Source organism: Mesotoga sp. Brook.08.105.5.1 (genome assembly GCF_002752635.1).
Classification (GTDB): Bacteria; Thermotogota; Thermotogae; order Petrotogales; family Kosmotogaceae; genus Mesotoga.
Genome location: NZ_AYTW01000005.1, coordinates 1 through 21653 on the forward strand (window position 1 = coordinate 1; position 21653 = coordinate 21653).

Consider the following 21653-nt stretch of genomic DNA (forward strand, 5'->3'; position numbering starts at 1 on the left):
TAAGGGAAAAGGCGCAAGTGGAAGACCCACGAGGGTGAAAGTACCGATGCCAGATTCAGGGGCGGAACAGTCCGTAGTAGTGATGAAGCTCCTGTAATGGGAGTGGAGCGAAGGGACGTGTTATCCAGTTTTGTAGGTTAGTCAACCAACTCTGTGCAGACAACCGAAAGGGAGGAACTGTGAACAGAGACAAGGAAGGAGCAAACAGACAAGATGAGGTCGTATGAAATCTCCTTTGTACACTGGACGAAGATCCGCTGTAAGCTTAAGAACAAAAACCCGCTGAACTCTGTGAAGAGTCGTCCTTAGTCCTTCGTCCCAAATCATGGACCCGTCCTTGGGCTTGGGAAGAGCCTGAGGTCAGAGGCAAGAGGTCGGAAGAGCGAAGAGATCTTGATCTTCTTACCTCTAGCCTCATTCCTCTTACCTCTGATCCGCCTCATCCCTGACCAAGAGCACGTCAGGATGACCAATTGAGTTAGTTCATGCAACCTAACGTCCTGCCCCTAGAAAGGTTCTCCCTCCTGGCGAAGCCAGCCTTACGTCCCCGGATGGTTGGGGGTGAAATCGCCCTGGGCTACTCACCGATTTGTTCGTACAAACAAACGGTCGGTTTATGTGGTCTTATTACCAAGGAGGTGACTAAATGAAGAAGACATTCTGGGTTTTAATTGTAGTTTTCAATCTTCTATCCTATCTATTTGCTTTTAACGTTGGCTATGTTGAGCTTGCAGAACTTGAGCCGTTTGTTCTTACGGAGAGTGTAGGAAGTAGAACAAGCAATGTGAACTTCACAGTTCTCTCGAAAAGCTATTCAGGAGAAGTCGCAATTGTCTTGTCCGGCTGGTTGTTCGATCCAGGAAGCCAGAATTCGGAGCGAGAAGTATTCATTCAACTTAGAGGAAATGGGGAGAGTTATGAAAAAAAGATCTCATTGATGAGAGAGGGTATATACTACACAATGAATCCCTTCATTCTCACGTTTCAAAGAGGTTATACACTCGTGGTAATGGGACTCGAAGTTGATTATGATAAAAATAGGGGGGATGATGCTATAGAACTTGGGTTTGAGGACGTCTCGGTTGAAGTTGAGTGGGATAGCGATGTGAGCATTCTTCTGGGGGAGGTTAATGAAGGTCTTTTTACTCAGGTCTCTGCAATCCTTGAAGAACCGGTATTGTTAGTCAAGGGGGGAGAAAGGCCTACGGGCGGCTACAGCATCGTGATAGACGGCGTTTATCTCCACAAAGATAGAACCATTGAAGTAGCTGCAAAACTGCAGACTCCGGGAAGCGGAGATTTCGTTACACAGGCCTTCACTTACCCTCATAAAGCGATAAGAATTCTGGGGCTTCATTCTGGCAATTACGATGTCTCAGTTCGAATGGAAGTGCTCAAGGATGGCGAGGTGATTGATATCTATGAATACAGCTCGTGTTTCACTCTTTACTCGTCAAAGAACTGATCTTTTGCACATAGGCATCGGCATCAAACTTCCTTTTTAGGCCGTTTGAGTTCATATATCTGACTTTTCCGAATACTGAACGCTCCGCCCAAGCTCTGTCGTGTTTTCCGAAGCACCAGAGAATGCCGCTATAACCATTCGGATCTCTACCGTCTAGTTCGTATTTGTCGTTAAGATAGATCGCCGAGCTGATTGCAGTTTCAGGATCTGGACTCCATTCGAGGATCTTCTTTCCCCAATACATACGCATATAACCGTGCATTTTGCCCTTCACGACCATTTCTCTCTGTGCTGCGTTCCAGTAAGGATCGTGAGTCATCCCGCCTTCCAGTTCAGAAAGTGAGTATACGTATTCCCGCCTATCGCTTCTATGTTCATTGAGCGTCTTCTGAGCCCACGGGGGGAGTGCTTCGAAGGAATCGTACCTGGAGTTATAGAACACGAAATTCATGCTCAGTTCTCTTCTAACAATAAGCTCTTCAAGATAAGCTTCTATTCCCGATGAACCAGACTCCATAACCCTCCTGGCGATCAGACAAGGGGAGATTTGTCCGAAGTGAAGAAATGGACTCATCTCTGATAGACAGTCACAATTGGGGTCATTTCTCTCTTTCTCGAACCTATCTATTTTGGTTTCTAGAAATATCTCAAGTTGTCTATTTGCTTCTTCCTGTCCGCCAGGAAAGTTGCTGACCATGGATGCCGTGTCGTCGATATTTGAAAGGTCCGGATTGTCGAGATCAAATGTGGTCTCAAAATCGGTTACAGGGTCTCCGGGTTCGAACACGACGGATTCGAAGTCAGTTATGAAATCTTGAAGGCGACTCAACACTCTTGGCCTAAACGTAGCTGCGCTGTATTCCTCCTTATTACTGGCTGCTTTGACAGGAACAACTACGTTGGCTTCGACCGCGATTACCGGGCACGAGGATGCTTTCGCAATTTCCCTTCTCCATGCGATCTGATGCCTGAGGTATCCAACGTCTGTGACGATCAAAGCACAGTTCCTTGAGGCCCGGGGGACGATTTCTGTTGGATTACCCTCTAGAACAGTGAATCTGATACCCATTTCTTTGAGCTTTGATTTAACAGCCTTGAGCCCGTCAATCATAAAGGAAAAGTTCCTGAGATTTGCAGAGGGGTAATCGGTGTTGAAGACGAAAAGGACTATAAGAGGAAGGCTATTTCTCTTGGCTTCTTGCTTTGCGATCTCGAGTGCGGGGTTTTCTTCGGTTCTTTGAGAGGCCTGCATCCAGTACATAATGAATCTACCTTTCATATCTCGTCTCTTACTCAGGTTATGAATCCTATCACTCTTCATTTTCCGGACCTTCCCTTCCCGGAGTCCGTTATCTCAATCAATTCAGCAGGGTAGGGTTGGAAAAATGTTTGACGAGCAAGATACTCACTGTCAAATGCAACAATGTAAGAACGCAATATGTAGAGAGGAACACTTAGCGGGATTTTTCCGTCTCGATATCTTTCAAGCGTCTCTAGAAAAAACCTCTTCTCAGAAGAAGAGATGTATTTAGAGAAGTAACCAAGCCCATGCATCAAGACGTTTATGTGTGAAGTATGTTTTGGGGGGGTGGACATCATCTTGTAGAAGTGGGATGAATAATCGCTGTATACTTCTTCAATACCTCTTGAATCCATCTTTCCGATTATTCTTCCCATTATTCTCATTTCGTTCTGGTTGTAGGACATGAAGAGCAGCTTGTTATCCGACTGAAAATCAACCAGACCTTTTCTGGTGAGATTTATGGAGAGGTCTCTGAAGCGCGTGACGGTGAATAGAATAGTTAAGAAATGCTCTCTTATAGTGAAATTAGAAAGTCTTCCCTCGTCTTCTATAGGAAGCCCACAGTATCTTTCTAGTACAGCGCCTCCAAAAAAACCAGAATCCCTTCCTGATGAGGCGACTTTTCCTTCTCCTGGATAGACCTTAACATCCTTTATGCCACACGTAGGTGAGGCCGACTTGAGAATGAAGCCATCTACCCTTTCCAGTCCAGCAAAAAAACTCTCCGTAAACTCCAAGAGGCGTTCAGTAACGTCAACTCCCGTTAAGGGTTGCACTAGTCTTGTTTCATTAGATCTGAAAACCATGCGAATGGGCGGCCTAGGAACTCCGAGCCCGATGTCGTATTCCGGACATACGGTCCTGTAATTGACGAACTTCTTCAGCTTCTCCACGAATTTGTTCGGGATCATCTGAGCGTTGTATCTGCAACTTTCGAAGCCCAGGCACCTGCTCACGACTACTTCCGGTTTGGTTAGCCTCAACACATCGCCCTCCTCGTTCATTCCAGAAAACCGATGATTTCTTTTGCTATCCTATCAGGTGATTCAAGAAATGGAGCGTGTCCGCTTCCCTCTACTACTTTCAGAATGCTATTGGGAATCTTTCTAGCCAGCGGCTCTCCATGCTCCGCAACTGGGAGAATAATATCTTTTTCTCCCCAAAGGATCAGCGTGCTGCATTCGATTTCGCCAAGTTTATCCGATATAGAAGCTGTGTCATCACTGTTTATGAATTCATAAATGAAAGAAGAGGACATATGGTCCACGAGCGAGAAATATCTGCCGAAAGTTTCAGAACTGAATAAGGATTTGTCTCCCAATCCTTTAGTATAAAGCAATCTTTGAACCGGAAAAGTTTGGAAATAGAACCTCATAGCGATCCGCGTCATTATCTTGCTTCGCGCAAAGAAACCGGGGAGAATATCTCTATCCCCGTGAATGGAAGAGTCAATGAGAACAAGGCGGTTGACCCTTTCGGGAAAATAGTAGGCGATGTTCAAAGAGACCTCTCCTCCAAATGAATGGCCAATCAAATCAGCTTTCTCAATGTTCAATAGGCTCATTAAATCAACCACAAGCTCAGCATAACCCTTTCTTGAATAGTCACCTTTGTTAGAGGCAGTGGACAGCCCAAAACCGGGCAAGTCCAACAAGTAGACTCTTCTATTCGATGAAAGCAGTTTAGCAAGCTCTAGAAAATCAAAATGTGATCCAGCAAAACCATGTATCATTAGAACTGGGTCGCCGTCTCCAATAACCTTGAAGAAGACCTCCTCTTGTTCTACCTTCAAATACCTTCCGTCTCTCTCTATTCTACCGAAATAAATCCTGGCCATGGTAACGCTGAAGATACTGTTGATAACGAGGAGAGCAGCACCTATTAGCAGAATCAAAAAGAGCGCTTTAATCAATTTCATTAGATACACCCCTTCACGGGAAGTATTCAAGCAACAATAATATACCATTTTTTCTTTGCAGATCGTTGGATGGTTACGAATACCGAGTATCTAGGAAAGCAATTCTTCTTTTTGAAGAGCAGTGCTTCTTTCTTTTGGAAGAAGCCACCATTCGAGAACGATTAAGAGAAGCTGTTGCCTTTTCTTCTTCTTGCCTAGAAGCTCTACACCTTCCTTGGCACTGAGATTTCCTTCTTCCAATTTCCTGATGATCTTCGAAGCTTCCTGAATTTGGCGATTTGCAAGCTCATATCCGAGACTTGTACCAGTTACTCCAGTTTGCTTCTTGCAGTGGGATAGGAAATACTTAGCTCCTTCTGGAGTTCAGAGAGATTTCCTCTATTCTTAATGAACACTTTCAGGAAGTCAAGGAGTTCTTCGGGCAGGTAAAGCAGCTCGTCTTGCACAAAGGTCCCGATAATCTTAATCTCGCAGTTCTTAAAGGTATACTCGGTAATTGTAGATATCCGCCGCAGCTGGGACACTTAGCAAGCCGCTTCTTCATCCAGAGCCCTCCATCCGATCGGCAATAAGCGTACTGCAAGAGAAAATATCGGTAAACCCGGGAAGAAGTCAATCTTTGGAGAGTCATCAATTCAATAAAGTTCAATAATATTATCTAATAATTGATAACTATATGACAATAACTAATAAGTGTAAATATTGCATAAGCAAAATCTTATTTCTTCTGAATTCTAGATATATCCCAGCGATTCGATTTGATGGAGTGTGCGCATGACAGAGAAATGACCAATATTGAAACAATTCCTGAAATTCACCTGGAAAGAAAACTTTAGGTGTTTTCTGCAACGGAGACACGCTTCTGCAAGACAATCCTTGATGTAAATGAATGCGGAGATTCAAACTATTCAATTATCACCTGTCTTGTTTCTACACCCATTCTGAAGACAACTATAGCTGCAAATGTACTGAGAGCGGCCATAAAAATCATTACAACAAATACGCTACCGGTGGCTCCCATTAAAGTGCTGGTGAAATAGGGCGCGATAATTCCTGCTGACCTTGCCATAGCTCCTGAAGTACCGTTTCCAAGGCCACGCATCTCGGTTGGATATAATTCAGGGGTATAAGCGTATACCATGCCCCAAGCTCCAAGAACGAATAGAGAAATCAGAACGCTGGCGAAAAGAAGAAGCGAAGAGCTGCTTACAAAAGCCATCACAATAGACGATACTGCCATTCCCGCAAAAAAGAATGTGAGAGATGGCCTTCTACCGAACCTCTCTATAAGAAGCGCTGCGGCAAGATATCCTGGAAGTTGCATGATAAGCATGAAAAAGGTGTACCAGAGAGATGAAACTGGGGTGAGCCCTTTCGACATGAAAATCTTTGGAGCCCAAGTATAGATTCCGTAGTACACAAAGCTAACCGAGAACCAGCTTATCCATATCATGATTGTTCTTCTCGCAAGACCGTTTCTAAAAAGCCCCAGAATAGGCTGCTTTTGGCGTTGGTGCATCTCAACTTCTTCATCTATACTCGTCGAAAGAATCTTTTCCAGAGCTGATTTTCCCTTCTTCATGAATTCATATTTTGGACTCTCAGGAAGAAGAAAGGATACGAATATAAGGGGAATACTGAAGAAGGCAAGCAAATAGTATGACCACTGCCATCCAAGGGATTCCAGCGTTAACATTGTGAATCCACCTATCAAGATACTTCCAATTGCCCAGCTAGATTCCAGGAGAGCAAGATAAAGGCCCCTGATTCTGATGGACGAGAATTCGGTAAGGTAGGCGTTTACAACAGGCAACAATCCGCCATAACCAAATCCTGAGATAAATCTTCCCAGGGAGAACACTCTCATTGAGTTAGAAGCGCCGGTGAGTCCTGTTGAAAATCCGGCGATCAACAAAAGAACAAGATTAGTCCACTTTCTTCCGAATCTATCAGAAATTGCACCGGAGAATAGGGCTCCAAGAAGCATACCTGCAAATACGGAACTCGCCATCATGTTCTGGCTTCCAACAGTTCCAGCGAGATCGTCAACAATAGAAGGAAGAGTCAGGGAGGTAATCATCACCCCTCCGGCCACAAGCATCCATTCCATTGATGTCAAGAGAAGCATTCGTCTTCTTCTACCGGAAGTGATATATTTCTGAATGACTTCGTCTATGTTCATTCGCTTACCCCTCTACTTGGCAAAAAAGCCCCTCTCCTCCAGCATGTTTCTGATACTCCCCAGTACCTCTTCAGAGTCCGCCTCAATAGTGTGAAGGTGAACTCCGTCTTTTGAAAGACTAAGAAGAGGAAGTGCATCTGATGCTTTCAAAGCAGATACGAACCTGTTTAGATGATCTATGCTTGATAGATTAAGCTGACCTTTGAGTTCACCATAGACTGCGTGAATCACGCTGACATCAATTACGCGTCCTCCAGCTCTTATTATTGCTGAAAGTTCCTCGTAGATATCCTTTTCCTCGTGTTTTACGGAGACAACCATTCTTAAACTCTTTCTTCCGTCAAGAACATATCCTCTCGGAGTAGAGACGATTCTATAGCCTCTTTCCCTTAGCTCGTCAACATCCTTTACGATCATCTGTCTACTAACGCCTGTTTCAGCTGCCAGAGTCTGTCCCTTTACCGGAACGGTAGAAGCTTCAAGAGTCTCTAAGATGTGTTTGTGTCGCGAAGATCTCTCCACCACCTCACCCCCAGCATAAAGCTAATTATAGCAGCTACTTTACAGTAATTCAGTCTAAAAAAATATGCCCGGAAGGACATATCGTGAATTAAGAATCCACGGAAAACTCTGGTGGCAAGGGACGGAATCGAACCGTCGACACACGGATTTTCAGTCCGCTGCTCTACCTGCTGAGCTACCTCGCCATCAATCTGGTGGAAGCGACAGGGATCGAACCTGTGACCTTCTGCTTGTAAGGCAGACGCTCTTCCTCTGAGCTACGCTTCCACCTCTGGCGCCCTCACGGGGATTTGAACCCCGGTCGCCGGCGTGAAAGGCCAGTGTCCTAGGCCACTAGACGATGAGGGCCGAAGCACGAATTTATATTACACTATAAACCGTCCCCGGTCAAGAGGTCGATGCTTTTCTTTCGTGGCTTTCGCCGACTACTTTGGGTTCATAATCCGCCTAGGGTAGGGTTTTTTCATGATAGAATCTTGAAGAAAGGGGTGATCGTGATGCCGATTGACTTCAGAATGACAAAAAAAGGGCTGATTCTTCTCATTGACTCTTACAGAACCGTCGATGAATTGAGGCAAGACATCATGAAGAAGTTTGCTGACGCGAAGGATTTCTTTCGTGAAGGAGATGAGATCTCGCTCATGCTTACTCAAGATACAAGCAAACCGGATGACATCGTTAAGATCGTCTCGCTGTTGAGTGATCTTGGTGTCCACGTTAAGGACATACTCGTGGGTAGTATGGAGCAGAAGGATGTGAAAGTCGGTCAGAAGTATGATCTTGTTAGAGAGAAGATTACTGAAGTCCGAGGAGCTCAGATCATTAGGCGTAATCTCAGATCAGGACAGATAGTTGTTCACAATTATGATGTTGTGGTGGTTGGCAATGTTCATCCCGGTGCAGAGGTAATCGCCGGTGGTAGTGTTGTAATATTTGGAAGTGCAAGAGGGGTTGTTAGAGCCGGTTACTCTCAGGGTGAAATCGGGATAATCGCAGCGATCGATTTGCAGCCTTCACTGATCCAGATTGGGAATTTCATAACTCAGGAATACGATCGTTTTGATAAGCCTGCCGTGGCACACGTAAGGACGGGCAGGATAGTAGTTGAAGAGGCGGACAATGTTAAGTTTGAAGTAAAGGGGGAGGCGAATTGAGTTTAGCCAGGTTATTGATTAATCTCTCCAATGCCTTTGGACCTGTGGGATACGAAGATGAGGTCCATTCGGTAATTAGGGAAGCGATAGGTCCGTTTGTGGATGAGACCTATACAGACGAAATTGGAAATCTGATTGCAGTTAAGAAAGGAAGTGGGAAGAGAATAGGCGTATTCACTCATGTTGACGAGGTATCGCTTGTGATTTCGAGAGTCGATGAAAGAGGGTTTGCAAGGTTTGAAGAGCTAGGAGGCGTCGATCCTAAGGTATTGATTTCTCAGAAGGTTAAGATCAGGAGCAGAGATGGAAAGGAAAGATCAGGAGTAATTGGAATGTTGGCTCCCCACCTTCAGAAAAGGGAGACAAGAGGAGAAGTCCCTTCTTTCGATGAGCTCTTCATTGATGCTTCGATTAATCCGGATTATGAGAAGATAGGTGTTGGCGATCTTGCAGTAGTAGACATTTTAGCGTTTGAGATGAACGGCAAGGTTGCTGGGAAAGCTCTTGACGACAGAGCGTGTGCAGCGATAAGCATAGAGACTGCAAGAGAGCTCTCGAAATACAGTACAACTCCTACCGTCTATTTCGTGTTCACAACAAGAGAAGAAGTCGGGGCAATAGGAGCAAAGGGCGCCGCTGAAGCTTTGGAAATCGATCTTGGTGTTGCCATGGATGTTACTCACCATGACAAAGAGAACGATGTCGAACTTGGAAAGGGTCCGGCCTTAACTGTTGGAGGCCCGAATATCCACAAGAAGTACTTTGAGTTACTCGATAAACATGCGAAAGACAATGAAATCAAAGTTCAATATGACTTCACCTCAGGTAGAACGGGAACTGATGCAGACAATGTCCAAATAGCCGGCACCGGAGTTCCAACGCTTCTGCTTTCTCTCCCTGAAATGTTCATGCACACTCCAGTCGAAGTAGTTCAAGTTAGTGATGTTGCAGGAACGGCCAGATTACTTGCAGGATTTTTCATATCACTGAAGGGGGCTGAGGAGCAATGAAGCTAGAACGCCTGAAAGACCTTTGTGAACTCCCGGGAATATCAGGTTTTGAGGAAAAAGTCTCTTCCTTCATCAGGAGCATTGTCGAGCCAAGAGTCGATTCGATCTGGACCGATACAGTTGGAAACCTAATTGCGGAGAAAAAAGGGACGGGGAAGAGTTCTAAGAAGCTTATGCTTCTTGCTCATACCGATGAGGTTGGTCTTATGGTGAAGAAGATCAATGAAGACGGCACACTCTCTTTCACCAGTGTAGGAGGAGTCGATCCAAGAGTATTGATGGGTAAAAAGGTTTTGGTGGGAAAGGATTTTGTTCCTGGGGTGATAGGGTTTGAAGCCATACACACTCAGGATCCAACCGCTTTGCTTAAAACACCAAGCATGGGCAAACTGAGAATCTATTTGGGTTATTCAAAGAAGGAAGAGGCTCAGAAGAACCATCGCATTGGAGACCCAGTATTCTTCGATACTCAGTACGAAGAGATTGGCGACTATGCGATTGCGAAATCATTTGACGACAGGACGGGGTGCGAAGTATTAATAAGGATTCTTGAGAGCCTTGAAGGGTACCGTCTGGATTTTGATGTCTATTTCGCCTGGGTGGTCCAAGAAGAGGTTGGTCTGAGGGGAAGCGGGGTCGCGGCGAAACAGATAAAGCCGGACGCAGCTCTTGTGTTCGAGAACACTACGGCTGGAGACAACCCGGAGCTTCCTGATTACAGGTGGGCCACAAGTCTTGGAAGAGGCCCCGTCTTAACATTTGCCCACAGTGGATTGGTGCTAGATAAGAGGATACTCGACACAATCGTGGATACTGCTAAGAAAAACTCAATAGAATTCCAGTACAAGAGCAGGATAGCTGGGGGTACTGATGCAGCTAGGCTTGCAAGAGTAATTTCGGGTATACCGTCAGGTGTTATCTCGACTCCTTCGAGATACATACATTCTCCAACTTCTGTAATAAACGTCAATGATTTTCTCGGAGTGGTAAAACTCGCCAGTTTACTAGTTAAGGAAGGGAAGGTGCTGTCTAGATGAAAAAGCTGATTGAGAAACTGGTTACGATTAGTTCTCCCAGTGGTAGGGAGGATGCTATAAGGGAAGCGATCGCCGAAGAGATCAAACCATACGTTGATAGCATGAAGATAGATCCGTTAGGCAATCTTGTTGCTCTGAAGAAAGGAAAGAGTGGCAAGAAGCTGTTATTTGACGGTCACATGGACGAAATCGGTGTCGTGGTCACACATATCGACTCAAATGGTTTTCTCAGGATTGATTCGATAGGTGCGCTGTCTCCATATATGCTTTTGGGTTCGAGATTGATTTTTGAGACAGGAGCATCAGGTGTCGTTGACCTAGAAGGTGAGACGATCAAAGAGCTCGGGGAGAGCATCAAGAATCTTGATTTCGACCACATTTTCGTTGACATCGGAGCAATAGATAAGAGTGATGCAGAGAGGAAGGCACCGATCGGGACTTTTGGAACATATGATTCAGAGTTCATCGATCTTGGAAAGAGACTCATCTCGAAATCTATGGACGACAGGATCGCCTGTGCAATTATGATACAGGTCTTGAAAGAGCTAAAGGATCCCAAAGACGATGTTTACTTTGTCTTCGCCGTTCAGGAAGAAGTTGGACTAGTGGGTGCAAGTGTCGCTGCATTTGATATTATGCCAGATATGGCTGTTGCAGTAGATGTTACCACAGGACCCGACACCCCGAAATCTTTGAAGAGAATGGGATTCAAACTTGGAGAAGGACCTACGATAAAGATAAAGGATCGCGGAAGCATAAGCTCTTCGAGAGTAGTATCTAGATTGAAGGAGATTGCTGAGAAAAAGGAGATTCCCACTCAGTATGAGGTCTTGATTTTTGGAGGCACTGACGCTAGAGGTTACCAGACGACCGGAAGAGGAATAGCCTCAGGAACGGTCTCGGTTCCTTGCAGATACGTGCACTCGCCTCACGAGATGGTTGATTATGATGATGTTCTTAATGCGGTTCGTCTGTTAAAGGCACTTGCTGAAGAAGGAGTGGAATGAGAAGAATCACATTTACCAGTGAATCAGCTGAAAGGTGTCAGTTGATTTTTGGGAAGGCTTTTGCTGGAAGACTTCCAGAGTCCCTGAAAATAGTAGACTCTGGTTTTAGAAAGGTTTTTGGCGAAAGACTGGAAGACGAATACTTGATGCCCGGTGGAGAACATGTGAAGTCAGTTGACAGAGTGTTCGAAATATATCAGGCTATAAGGGCATCGAGAAGAAACGCAATAACAGCCGTTGGAGGAGGTTCTCTCATCGATCTGGTAGGTTATGCGTCATCAGGTCATACCGATATTGAGAAGCTCTTCCTCTTTCCTACGACGACAGTTAGTCAGGTGATGCCTGCGCTGAAAGGATTCAGGGTGAATTTCGAGTTTGTGAAGGACCTTCTCTCTTTCAACTGTCTCCCGGACAAAGTCTTCATTGATTTTGAGGTCAGTTACAGAGAGTATGCTTGCTCGTCCAAGAGTGTTCTGATCTTTCCTTTGCTGGTTGCCCTTTCGTTTGATAATAGGCTTTTCAAGTATCTTTTTAACGTTGTGGTCTCTGGTAAAGATATCTCTGCTGAGCAATGGGAAGATATTGTTTTCTCGTCAGTGAAAGCTTATCTTAAGGGAATTGAAACTGGCAGATTCGTTGTAGGCACGGAAATTGGAAGGCTTATTGAAACTGCTTCTAGGCTTAAGGCTGGATATGATTCTTCACTTCTATTTGGAGCCATGATGGAATTACGTCTGGCCGAGAAATTTGGTACAGGGGATAGTAGTGTGACAGAAGACTTTTTTAGAGTGGTGAAATTGCTGTGGGACAGTAGATGGTCTTCCAGAATTGATATGTCGTCCTTGGTTGACTTGGTCGAACAGAAAGGTGGTGTAAGAATCAGTACTCCTGACGGAAATCTCGACAAGACTTACTTCGTGGGGTGTTCTATATTTGAGAGATTTGTCAGGGAAAAGACCTGGAGGGGATTGGAGAATTTTGTATGAGCGAAGTATCGCATGATTATGTTCTGAAGACTCTTATCGTTATCGTTCTTGCATTGTCGGCAGTTGTCATGACGCTTGGAGGATATGCTATTTTTCTCCGGGAGGAAAACAGAAAGTCGGAACTCATAATTGAGGAAATCAGAAGTTCTGTGCTTTCTCAGGGGATCGATCAGCCTGAACAGCCGGACAATCCCGTACAATTTCCCACAGGAACACAGGTTGTCAGAGAGACAATATCGATTCCAGAAACTCAGAACTTCTTTCTTGAGGTATTCGACTATAGGCGGCTAATACTGAACTCCTTCGACTTTCTTGCAGAAGGTTCCGAGTTTGGTTATGTTGTTGTGGAAGAAGATACAGCATTCAAGTTGTGCGTGGAGAAAGGTCTCGGGAAGTACTTTATCACCAGGGTGGGGGATAGTTTTGGCGTGATGTTTCTGGGGAAGAACCCACTTGACGGACTTTATGACTCAAAGACGGCTTATGGAATTCAACTCGTATCGCACACAGTCTCAGATGGGATAGCACCACAAGTAATGGATCTGAGGAGTGCAGGTTACCCTGCCTTTGTGTATAAGTCAATAACCGCGGACGGGAGAACATTCTATGCAGCTGTTTTAGGGATTTTCCCTGATGCGGCAGCGGCCAGAGAGTACTCTTCATCAGTCGACGTTCAGGCACTCCAGAGGATAACGGGCTGGAATATCACTGACAGGTTTCCGAGGCAGTTGAGATGAGGAAGATTTCGGTCAAGGAGTTACAGATAATCGGATCAATTGTGATACTAGTGCTCATGGGGTTTGTGGCCCTCTCAGGGTATAGCGGTAGCAACTCAACGGCCATCGGTGAAAACTCTGATAAACCGAAGTCGGTTAGCTTCCCTATTGATTTGAACTCTTGCTCGGAGAAGGAGCTGGAGCTGTTGCCGGGGATAGGCCCTGCCAAGGCCCGAGCAATAGTCGATTACAGAGCTACGTCCGGTCCGTTTTTTTCCATTGACGATCTTCTTCTTGTCAGGGGAATTGGTGAAAAGACCCTGAGTAACTTGAGAGAAATGGTGACCGTTTCCGGTCAGCTGTATTCCAACGCAGAAGGAGTGGTTTTAATCGACATAAACACGGCTTCCTCTCAGTCTCTTCAGAAAATTCCAGGAATCGGTGAAGCTAAGGCAGCTGCTATAATCGAATACAGGGAACTCAAGGGACCCATAATAACTGAGGAAGACCTTCTCAATGTACCTGGAATCGGACCTTCCATACTTCCTGAGATACTTGCTGCCATTATTCCTCTTATCGGGGCTGAAGAACAATCCGGTTCGAGAAAGGTGAATGTTAATAACGCAGATGTGGAAGACCTCTGTAAGCTTCCAGGCATCGGGCCCGTGCTTGCTCAGAGAATAGTTGACACGCGTGCTCATTTCGGTCCATTTCGTTCGTGCGATGATCTGGCTAAGGTAAGTGGAATTGGTGATAAGACCATTGCCAGTTTGAAGGAGCTGGTTGAGTTTTGAATCTGCTTCATGTTTGCTGCGCACCGGATCTAGTTAGTTCTGTTTTGAAGAGAGAGGAACTGAAGCATTCAATGCTGCTTTTCTATAATCCGAATATCTATCCTGAAGAAGAGTTCTTCAAAAGATATCATGCTTTCCGAAGAGTCTGTCAAGAAATGGGAGTTGAGTGTCCTGAACCAGACTACAGCCCCGAGGACTTCTCTGCTATTCATGATTCCTTTGAAGATGAGCCGGAAGGGGGCATGAGATGTACGAAATGTATAGAATTAAGGTTGAGAAAGGCAGCGGAAGCTGCAAAATCCTTAGGTGCCAAGAGCTTCAGTACCACGCTTCTTGCAAGCCCCCAGAAGCCAATTTATCTGATCTGTCAGATTGGGCAGAAAGTTTCGGAATCGTTTGATTTGGAGTTCATTTCGGAAAACCTAAGACTAGAAAGGGGAAAGCTAAATCAGTTTTTGGGTAATGTCTATGTCCAGAATTACTGTGGCTGCAAATCTAGTCTCAAGGAAATTGTCCAGACCAGAGAGATCAAGAAAAGGAGAGATAAAGAGGCGCTAGAGAGAGACTTTTCATGCTTCGCCGATCTCTGGAGATTCAGAGGTGCCGTAATTTCTCGAAGCAGCATCCCCGTTGAAGAGGTCTCCGTGTTGAAAGAGCTGATAACTCTCATTAAGCCTTGTGCACTTCTTGATGATGTCGAAGATGTTTCACTACAAGGCAAAAGATGGTTGAAAACCGGGAGTTACAACTGCCGGATAATCAGGGAGAAGAAGTAATGGATACTCTGGCAAAAAGAATCAGATCACTGGGGGAAGAGTGTGGAATGGTCTTTCGCCTGGTCGACGAAAAAGGGATTCCTTATGATGGGGAGTTGGAATTTGATATCCCTCAGCTCATAATCGCGCTTTCAAAAGCTACGGGTTCGAGAAGCTCAACGGTTGTGAATGGGACGCAGATTACCGCTCTATATCTTGATGGAATTAGAAAGAGTTCTTATCTCATAGTGCTCGGTGAGTTCCTTGAAGACAACGCATATAGGCTTTTGAAAACGGTTATCGAGTCCCATGAGGCGAACCTGTGATTGAATTCACTTTGAAACCTGCGGGTCTAATTGATCTTGATTCGACACTTGACTGTGGTCAGACTTTTCGATGGCGAAAAGAAGGAGACTGGTGGAAGGGAGTTGTTCGAGATACAGTTCTCTTCCTGAAAGAGGACTCAGATGGAATTATCGTCAGATCTTCCTCCAAATCTTTGCTCGGAAAAGATATCTATGAGGAAATTGGGAACTACCTTGGACTTGGGGATAATCTGGAGGAGATTCACTCTATAATTCTGGAAAGACTGAAGTGTTTTGATCAAAGGGTTAGAATAGTGTCTGAAAAGGCTCTCAAGGAAGCCGAAGGACTGAGAATACTAAGGCAAGATCCTTTTGAGATGGTTGTGGAGTATATTCTCTCAACTAGAAACAGCATTCCTATGATTCGATGGATGAGCGACAAACTATCGGAACTCTTTCCCGAAAACAGGATCGATCTATGTCAGGAGAGTTACTACACGTTTCCTTCATTGGAGCAGGCCAAGGGAATCTCAGCAGAAGCTCTGACCGAGCTCAAAATCGGTTTCAGGGTTCCGTGGCTTATGAAACTCTTTTCAGACATAGAGACAGAAGGGTATTTCTCACGGCTTTCTTCACTGGCTGCTGAAGACTTGCTCGAAGAATTGATGAAGCATGACGGCATTGGTTACAAGGTAGGTAGCTGTGTAATGCTCTTTGCCTACGGTAAGCTGAGCGCCTTCCCGGTAGATATCTGGGTGAGCAGAGTGATGAAAGATCTGTTCGCGCTGGACGGTTCAACAAAAAAGGTAATGCAGTTTGGAATGGATTCCTTCTTTCCTTATGGAGGGTACTATCAAGAAGCACTATTCAGGTACTATAGAACTCACAAACTAGGAAGAGAGAAGAAATGAGGATAAATGTTATCGGTGGAGGACTGGCCGGTTCTGAAGTTGCTTTGAGCCTCGCGGATTTCGGAAAAGAGGTAATGATTTTCGAGATGAGACCTGCCAGGAAAACCGATGTTCATCAAACGGAAGACTTTGCGGAACTAGTATGCAGCAACTCTTTGAAATCTAAGTCACTGGACAATGCATCGGGCCTGTTGAAGGAAGAGGGTCTGCTAATTGGCTCCCGACTTCTGGAAGCCGCCCACCGTCATAGAGTACCTGCGGGAAAGGCTTTGGCAGTAAACAGAGAGACCTTTGCAAGAGAGATCACTAGGAGGATAGAGAACCACCCACTTATCAGTGTTCGGAGAGAAGAGGTGTGCCAGCTAGACATCTCCGGGTCAGTCAATATAGTGTGTACCGGCCCACTAACTTCTGAATGCCTTGAGAATTATCTAGGTGAACTGTTCGGCAACGCACTCTTTTTCTTTGATGCTGTAGCTCCAATAGTCGCTTCGGATTCGGTAAACTTCGAGAGAGCCTTTGTTGCTGACAGATATTCCGACACCGGAGACTACGTGAACTGCCCTCTTACGACTGAGGAGTACGAAGTTTTCTGGAAGGAGATTGTATCGGCAGAAGTTTTGGAGATCGAAAACTTCTCGGATCGATTTCTCTTCGAACGCTGCCAGCCTGTTGAAGAGATAGCGCGAAGCGGAAAAGAAGCTCTGAGATTTGGTCCAATGAAGCCGGTGGGACTGACCGATCCTGCAACGGGAGAAGAACCTTTTGCGGTTGTTCAGCTTAGAAAGGAAAATCTCTCAGGTTCACTGTTAAGTCTTGTTGGGTTTCAAACGAGGCTGAAATGGAGCGAGCAGAAGAGAATCCTAGGACTTATCCCAGCTCTAAGGAACGCCGACATTGCCAGATATGGAGTAATGCACAGGAACACCTTCCTCGATTCACCCAAGCTTCTGAATCCCGATCTTCAGTCCAAAGATTACCAAGGGCTGTTCTTTGCAGGACAGATTTGCGGTCTTGAAGGATACGTGGAGGCAATAGTCTCCGGAAGGCTTGTGGCAATCAATGTCAATCGATTTGTTGACGGTCGCAGAACGTTAATTCCTCCGAAGGAGACAATGCTTGGAGGGCTGGTCAACCATGTAACAGTATCTGGCAGGAGTCCCTTAAGGCCAGTCTATGCGAATTTTGGTCTTCTACCGGAGATAAGGATGAGAGATAAGAGAGAGAAGAATAGAAGAAAGGTATTAAGAGCGCAAGAGCAGATGGAGCATTTCCTGAAAGAGGTGAGAAAGTGATATACAGAAGCAAACCCGTCTTTTCGAGTAGACCGTGGGGTGATAGTGATTTGAACACCATCTACGGAGTAGATTCTGAAGAACCGATAGGAGAAGTTTGGCTTCTGTCAGATACAGCTAATATGAAGACTAGTCTTGAGTCAAGCTCTTCAAGACTGAATCCTGAAGATGTTACTGAAGAGCTTTGCGGACGAGCTTTGCCTAGGCTTCCTTTGATGGTTAAATATATCTCGGCAAAGGAATGGCTTTCAGTCCAGGTTCATCCTGATGATGAATTTGCCCGTCGCATTGAAGGAGAACCATGGGGTAAGAGCGAATGCTGGTATTTCTTAACAAATGGTCAGGTGCTTGCAGGGTTAAAGAAAAAAACCGAGACAATCGACATCAGAGAGAAAGACCTGAATCACATCAGTCTTAATAAGGGAGATCTTCTGGCTTTGCCTGCAGGTGTCGTACACGCAATAGGGCCGAGTTCTAAGCTGATCGAGATTCAGCAGAACAGTGACACAACGTACAGGCTCTTCGACTGGAACAGGGGTCGGGATCTTCATCTTGACAAGGCAATCAAAGTAATTAAGCCGTCTGTTAATCCAGAATACTGTAAGAACATGAAGAGTTTTCAGTGGAAATACTTTTCGATAGAGAAGACAGTAACATTCTCCGGTACTGGAATATGTGTCACAATTGAGGAAAGACCTAATCTATATGTGGTTATCAATGATAATGTTGAATCCCAAATGCCATTTCTTGCTATCACTTTGGGACCATTTTGGAGTGAGGACTTGTGAAGCACATTTTGGTTCTTGCCTTTATATTGACCGTTTCAGCTCTTGCCTTTTCTGTTGACAAAACGGATTTGCTTCTTTCGAAGAACTACCTTATGGATATTCAATCACTTGACAGCAGAGATTTGGAAACGAAGGCTTATCTTACGTTAGCCGTGGGTCTGAAGTACAGAGAGACTATCCAACCAAACTACAAGGTTTGGTTTAGTAATCTTTACTCAGAGCTTCAAGGAGAGGTACTTCCTCCGTACCTTCAGGAAGCCATCGAGGTGGTCTACCAGTTAGTCGCTGTTTCAACTGTCTCTGCGTTGAATATGCTCTATTCGTCTGAAAGCGAGGACCATCTCTTGAAGGCGGTATCTCTGAGAGCCTTCTTCTATGATTGGGTTGATACAAGAGATCCGAGATCGGCAAAGCAGATCGAGGAGACGGCAAATGAGTTGATTGACGCTCGACCCGGGCAGTATTTCCCATACAAAGCTTTGCTGGAGTTGTATTCCAGCATCGGCTCAATGGATATTGAAAGGTTAATGGAAATCCGAGAAACGGTATTCTCTGAAAACCTTCAGGGACTGCTCGGAGACGATCTTATCGAAAGTGAATTTGTCTCAGGGCTTACAGAGGTGGTTATAGAGGACTTTTCGAGGCTGGAAACAGAGGATCCACTTTCCAGCTATTATGTGGCGATGTCCTATCTGCAACTTGGTGAAGTACCTCAAGCTTGGGAGATCTTAGACTCCCTCGATCTGAATCAGATTCCTCCCAGATTTGCGTCTAATGCTTCGATGGTAATTGGAGACATCTACCTTGAAGATGGTGACTTTGAAGAAGCAATTGAGCGCTATCAGGAGGCAGTACGTTTTTGGCCGAACAACTCAAGGGCTATTAGGAATCTTGGAATGGCCTATTATGAGACGAAAGATCGAGACTACTATGATTTAGCTAGGTTCTATCTTCAGCTGAGTGGATTCGAAGATTATGATTATGCAGTAAGTTCTGCACTGAAGGAGTTAAGGCGAAGAGTAATCTTTGAACTGGCGCTTGTTACAGTAGTCCCGCTTACTGCCGTAGTAGTCCTGGGGCTCTTTCTGTTAGAATACTTTAGTAGAAAGAGAAAGAGTTCACAAGAGAGAAAGGCGATGAAAGAAGACGGAGGAAATGATGAGAATTGATGTTCTTGACAAAGGGTTCGTCGAGCTTGTAGACCGAATGGGAGATGACTACTCAGCGGTTCAGGCAGCTAGGGTAAGTTATGGTAAGGGCTTAACTAGCAAAGATAGAGATGATCGCCTAATTCGTTATTTGATGGAGCATGGTCACCACTCCCCTTTTGAACACATAGTGTTCAAGTTCCACTTGAAGCTACCGATTTTCGTTATGAGACAGCTCGTGAGACACAGAATAGCGTCAATAAATGAGCGAAGCGGAAGATATACTGAGTTCTCTGATGAGTGGTATCTGCCAGATTCCATAAGGACTCCAGACGGCGAAAACAAACAGGGTTCAGTGGAATGTGCAGATAAGGCAATCACTCAAAAGGCGATTGCAATAATCGAAGAAGCCTATAAGAACGCTTTTGTCGCTTATAGTAGACTCATAGAAATGGGCGTTGCGAAAGAGATGGCGAGAATTGTACTGCCCACATCTATGTACACAGAGGCGTACTGGACTATCAATGGAAGGTCGATTATGAATTTCCTAAATCAGAGAGCAGATTCTCATGCTCAGCCAGAAATCCAACTGTATGCTAGTGCAATCGCAGAGATTTTCGAAGCTAAATGTCCGGTAGTATATGATGCTTTCATCAGGTACAACTATACAGGTGATCTTCTGAATAAGGAGGTTAGGGGATGAGACTTGCCAATATCATCCGGTTACTTGATTGCGAGATACTGAATAATGTAACTGAAGATCCTGAAATAGAGTCGGTAGGAGCTGCAGATCTGATGAGTGATGTGCTTGCTTTTGGAGGACCTGGAATGATTCTGGTAACAGGCCTGAATTCTCCTCAATGTGTTAGAACTGCCTCAGTGGTTGGAGCCGCTGCAGTGTTGATAATAAGGAAAAGAAATGTTCCTGAGACCACGATTCATCTGGCTCAAGAACTTGAGATGCCTTTGATTCACGCAAGAATGTCGATGTACAGGACTTGCGGAATTCTTTATAGAGAGGGTCTTGGAGATTCACTAGAAGAAGGGAAGAACTTTGACTGAACGAAGTGTTGACGACCTCCTTGAAAAGTTAAGAGGGTTATTTGTAGATATAACGGCAAAAGACATAATGTTGAAGAGCGTTATCACGCTAACCAAAGATAGAACGATGTGGCAGGCGAAAGAACTGATGAGGATCTGCAAGATATCAGGAGTTCCCATTACCGATGCCGATAACCAGCTGGAAGGCATAGTGAGTATAGAGGACATTATTGTTGCTCTGGAGGGCAACTACATAACTGATTCGATTGAAAAGCATATGACAAGGGATTTAGTTACACTCTCTCCAGAGATGAATCTTGAGGCACTGATTGAGAAGTTCAACAGATACAGATACGGGAGATTCCCAGTTGTTGATTCCGAAGGGAAGCTCATCGGAATAATTACAAAGAAGGATATTATCGGAGCCATTCTTGATAAATTCAGGCTAATCTACGTTCACGATACCCGACGAAGGGAAGTTCTGGAGAGAAGTGTTGACTGGTTTGATAAGTCTCTTATTTCGGGAGATGCCGTTGAGAAAAAGAGTGCTGACTTCGTATTCCATATTGATTATTCGGAAATTGACATGGCCGGAGTTGGATCTGCGAAACTGAAGAGCTATCTGAAGACGCTTACAGATGACGACAATCTGATACGGAGAGTATCAATCGCCTGTTATGAAGCTGAAGTGAACGTCGTAATTCATAGCGGTAGCGAAGGTTATATCTTCGCCTGGTACGATGAGGCCCTGGTAAGAGTGAGAGTTGAAGACTATGGAAGAGGTATTGAAAACGTGGAGCAGGCAATCAAGGAAGGATTCTCCACGGCGTCTGATCACATTCGCGAGCTGGGTTTTGGAGCGGGGATGGGCCTTCCGAACATGAGAAGGTACTCAGACAAAATGGTTGTAGTATCTGAGACGGGAAAAGGGGTTGTGGTTGAAATGCACTTCTATCGAAATGGGAGGAAATGACATGAGATTGAGCGAACTGGTTGACAAATGTGGGACAAAAGTAGTCACAGACTTACCTCTCGAGGCTGACATATCGGATGCTTACATTGGAGACTTGCTTAGCGACGTAATGGGAAATGCCCCATCGAATTCTATCTGGTTGACTGTTCAGTCTCATATGAATATTCTGGCAGTTGCCACTATTGTAGGGGTCAAAGCAATTGTGTTGTGTAATGGTCTTCACTTCGACGACGCGACTATTAGAAAGGCCGAGGAAACGGGAATCGTCCTTATGGAAAGCGAAGAAACTACCTTCGATCTTGTTTACAGGCTAATAAAGAGTGGTTTCAAGGGCTGAAGTGTT

At 45.0% G+C, this 21653-nt stretch carries 24 protein-coding genes and 3 tRNA genes; 18 read left to right on the plus strand and 9 right to left on the minus strand.

Going from position 1 to position 21653, the window contains the following annotated elements; all coding sequences use genetic code 11:
- Nucleotides 1–646: 646 nt before the first annotated feature.
- Entirely contained in the window at nucleotides 647–1465 is an 819-nt protein-coding gene (locus V512_RS01720) for a protease complex subunit PrcB family protein (protein ID WP_099828745.1), read from the plus strand.
- On the opposite strand, the gene V512_RS01725 is transcribed toward V512_RS01720, so the two are convergent.
- The 9 genes from V512_RS01725 to V512_RS01765 all read right to left on the minus strand — a co-directional run bounded on the left by V512_RS01725 (nucleotide 1440) and on the right by V512_RS01765 (nucleotide 7738).
- Nucleotides 1440–2786 carry a deoxyribodipyrimidine photo-lyase gene (locus V512_RS01725; protein ID WP_099828746.1) on the minus strand — a complete coding sequence of 449 codons (1347 nt, stop codon included), beginning with the start codon at nucleotides 2784–2786 and terminating at the stop codon, nucleotides 1440–1442. The two genes, V512_RS01720 and V512_RS01725, sit on opposite strands and share 26 nt — an antisense overlap.
- Nucleotides 2783–3754, minus strand: coding sequence for a DUF523 and DUF1722 domain-containing protein (locus tag V512_RS01730; protein WP_258001746.1), 972 nt, complete (start codon nucleotides 3752–3754; stop codon nucleotides 2783–2785). The genes V512_RS01725 and V512_RS01730 overlap by 4 nt, the downstream gene beginning before the upstream one ends.
- A 14-nt stretch (nucleotides 3755–3768) precedes the next feature.
- Nucleotides 3769–4686, minus strand: coding sequence for an alpha/beta hydrolase (locus tag V512_RS01735; protein WP_099828748.1), 918 nt, complete (start codon nucleotides 4684–4686; stop codon nucleotides 3769–3771).
- Between the two features lie 308 nt (nucleotides 4687–4994).
- Nucleotides 4995–5210, minus strand: coding sequence for a DUF2089 family protein (locus V512_RS14875; RefSeq protein ID WP_243392211.1), 216 nt, complete (start codon nucleotides 5208–5210; stop codon nucleotides 4995–4997).
- Between the two features lie 380 nt (nucleotides 5211–5590).
- Nucleotides 5591–6868, minus strand: coding sequence for an MFS transporter (locus V512_RS01745; protein ID WP_099828749.1), 1278 nt, complete (start codon nucleotides 6866–6868; stop codon nucleotides 5591–5593).
- Nucleotides 6869–6880: 12 nt separating this feature from the next.
- Nucleotides 6881–7390, minus strand: coding sequence for a transcription repressor NadR (locus tag V512_RS01750; RefSeq protein WP_243392212.1), 510 nt, complete (start codon nucleotides 7388–7390; stop codon nucleotides 6881–6883).
- A 109-nt stretch (nucleotides 7391–7499) separates the two neighbouring features.
- Nucleotides 7500–7575: transfer RNA gene (locus tag V512_RS01755), tRNA-Phe, on the minus strand.
- Nucleotides 7576–7582: 7 nt separating this feature from the next.
- A tRNA-Val gene (locus V512_RS01760) sits at nucleotides 7583–7657 on the minus strand.
- A gap of 5 nt (nucleotides 7658–7662) precedes the next feature.
- Nucleotides 7663–7738 (minus strand) — tRNA-Glu (locus V512_RS01765).
- A 149-nt stretch (nucleotides 7739–7887) separates the two neighbouring features.
- Between V512_RS01765 and minC the strand changes: the two genes are divergently transcribed.
- From minC to V512_RS01850, 17 genes are read left to right on the plus strand one after another with little or no spacing between them, the layout of a single operon-like run.
- Nucleotides 7888–8544, plus strand: coding sequence for a septum site-determining protein MinC (gene minC, locus V512_RS01770; RefSeq protein WP_099828751.1), 657 nt, complete (start codon nucleotides 7888–7890; stop codon nucleotides 8542–8544).
- Nucleotides 8541–9554 (plus strand): M20/M25/M40 family metallo-hydrolase, encoded by a 1014-nt coding sequence (locus V512_RS01775; RefSeq protein ID WP_099828752.1) that lies wholly within the window; start codon nucleotides 8541–8543, stop codon nucleotides 9552–9554. The genes minC and V512_RS01775 overlap by 4 nt, the downstream gene beginning before the upstream one ends.
- Entirely contained in the window at nucleotides 9551–10591 is a 1041-nt protein-coding gene (locus V512_RS01780) for a M42 family peptidase (RefSeq protein ID WP_099828753.1), read from the plus strand. The genes V512_RS01775 and V512_RS01780 overlap by 4 nt, the downstream gene beginning before the upstream one ends.
- The gene (locus V512_RS01785) at nucleotides 10588–11598 is read left to right on the plus strand and encodes a M20/M25/M40 family metallo-hydrolase (RefSeq protein WP_099828754.1); all 1011 of its coding nucleotides are present in this window, start codon (nucleotides 10588–10590) and stop codon (nucleotides 11596–11598) included. Before V512_RS01780 ends, V512_RS01785 begins: the two co-directional genes overlap by 4 nt.
- Complete coding sequence (locus V512_RS01790) at nucleotides 11595–12584, plus strand: 3-dehydroquinate synthase (RefSeq protein WP_099828755.1); 990 nt, start codon at nucleotides 11595–11597, stop codon at nucleotides 12582–12584. Before V512_RS01785 ends, V512_RS01790 begins: the two co-directional genes overlap by 4 nt.
- Nucleotides 12581–13321, plus strand: coding sequence for an SPOR domain-containing protein (locus tag V512_RS01795; RefSeq protein WP_099828756.1), 741 nt, complete (start codon nucleotides 12581–12583; stop codon nucleotides 13319–13321). The genes V512_RS01790 and V512_RS01795 overlap by 4 nt, the downstream gene beginning before the upstream one ends.
- Complete coding sequence (locus V512_RS01800; protein ID WP_099828757.1) at nucleotides 13318–14094, plus strand: ComEA family DNA-binding protein; 777 nt, start codon at nucleotides 13318–13320, stop codon at nucleotides 14092–14094. The genes V512_RS01795 and V512_RS01800 overlap by 4 nt, the downstream gene beginning before the upstream one ends.
- On the plus strand, nucleotides 14091–14870 hold the full coding sequence (locus V512_RS01805) for an epoxyqueuosine reductase QueH (RefSeq protein ID WP_099828758.1): 780 nt from the start codon (nucleotides 14091–14093) through the stop codon (nucleotides 14868–14870). Before V512_RS01800 ends, V512_RS01805 begins: the two co-directional genes overlap by 4 nt.
- Entirely contained in the window at nucleotides 14870–15175 is a 306-nt protein-coding gene (locus V512_RS01810) for a hypothetical protein (RefSeq protein ID WP_099828759.1), read from the plus strand. Before V512_RS01805 ends, V512_RS01810 begins: the two co-directional genes overlap by 1 nt.
- Nucleotides 15172–16065: a DNA glycosylase gene (locus V512_RS01815; RefSeq protein WP_099828760.1), complete on the plus strand. Its 894-nt coding sequence runs from the start codon at nucleotides 15172–15174 to the stop codon at nucleotides 16063–16065. The genes V512_RS01810 and V512_RS01815 overlap by 4 nt, the downstream gene beginning before the upstream one ends.
- Nucleotides 16062–17360 (plus strand): methylenetetrahydrofolate--tRNA-(uracil(54)-C(5))-methyltransferase (FADH(2)-oxidizing) TrmFO, encoded by a 1299-nt coding sequence (gene trmFO / locus V512_RS01820; protein ID WP_099828761.1) that lies wholly within the window; start codon nucleotides 16062–16064, stop codon nucleotides 17358–17360. Before V512_RS01815 ends, trmFO begins: the two co-directional genes overlap by 4 nt.
- Nucleotides 17357–18148, plus strand: coding sequence for a type I phosphomannose isomerase catalytic subunit (locus tag V512_RS01825; protein WP_099828762.1), 792 nt, complete (start codon nucleotides 17357–17359; stop codon nucleotides 18146–18148). Before trmFO ends, V512_RS01825 begins: the two co-directional genes overlap by 4 nt.
- Nucleotides 18145–19317, plus strand: coding sequence for a tetratricopeptide repeat protein (locus tag V512_RS01830; protein ID WP_243392213.1), 1173 nt, complete (start codon nucleotides 18145–18147; stop codon nucleotides 19315–19317). The genes V512_RS01825 and V512_RS01830 overlap by 4 nt, the downstream gene beginning before the upstream one ends.
- Nucleotides 19307–19999, plus strand: a complete 693-nt coding sequence (gene thyX / locus V512_RS01835; RefSeq protein ID WP_099828763.1) for an FAD-dependent thymidylate synthase — start codon at nucleotides 19307–19309, stop codon at nucleotides 19997–19999. Before V512_RS01830 ends, thyX begins: the two co-directional genes overlap by 11 nt.
- Nucleotides 19996–20358 (plus strand): hypothetical protein, encoded by a 363-nt coding sequence (locus V512_RS01840; RefSeq protein WP_099828764.1) that lies wholly within the window; start codon nucleotides 19996–19998, stop codon nucleotides 20356–20358. Before thyX ends, V512_RS01840 begins: the two co-directional genes overlap by 4 nt.
- On the plus strand, nucleotides 20351–21310 hold the full coding sequence (locus tag V512_RS01845) for a CBS domain-containing protein (RefSeq protein WP_099828765.1): 960 nt from the start codon (nucleotides 20351–20353) through the stop codon (nucleotides 21308–21310). Before V512_RS01840 ends, V512_RS01845 begins: the two co-directional genes overlap by 8 nt.
- Nucleotide 21311: 1 nt before the next feature.
- Nucleotides 21312–21647 (plus strand): iron-sulfur binding hydrogenase, encoded by a 336-nt coding sequence (locus tag V512_RS01850; RefSeq protein WP_099828766.1) that lies wholly within the window; start codon nucleotides 21312–21314, stop codon nucleotides 21645–21647.
- Nucleotides 21648–21653: the final 6 nt, after the last annotated feature.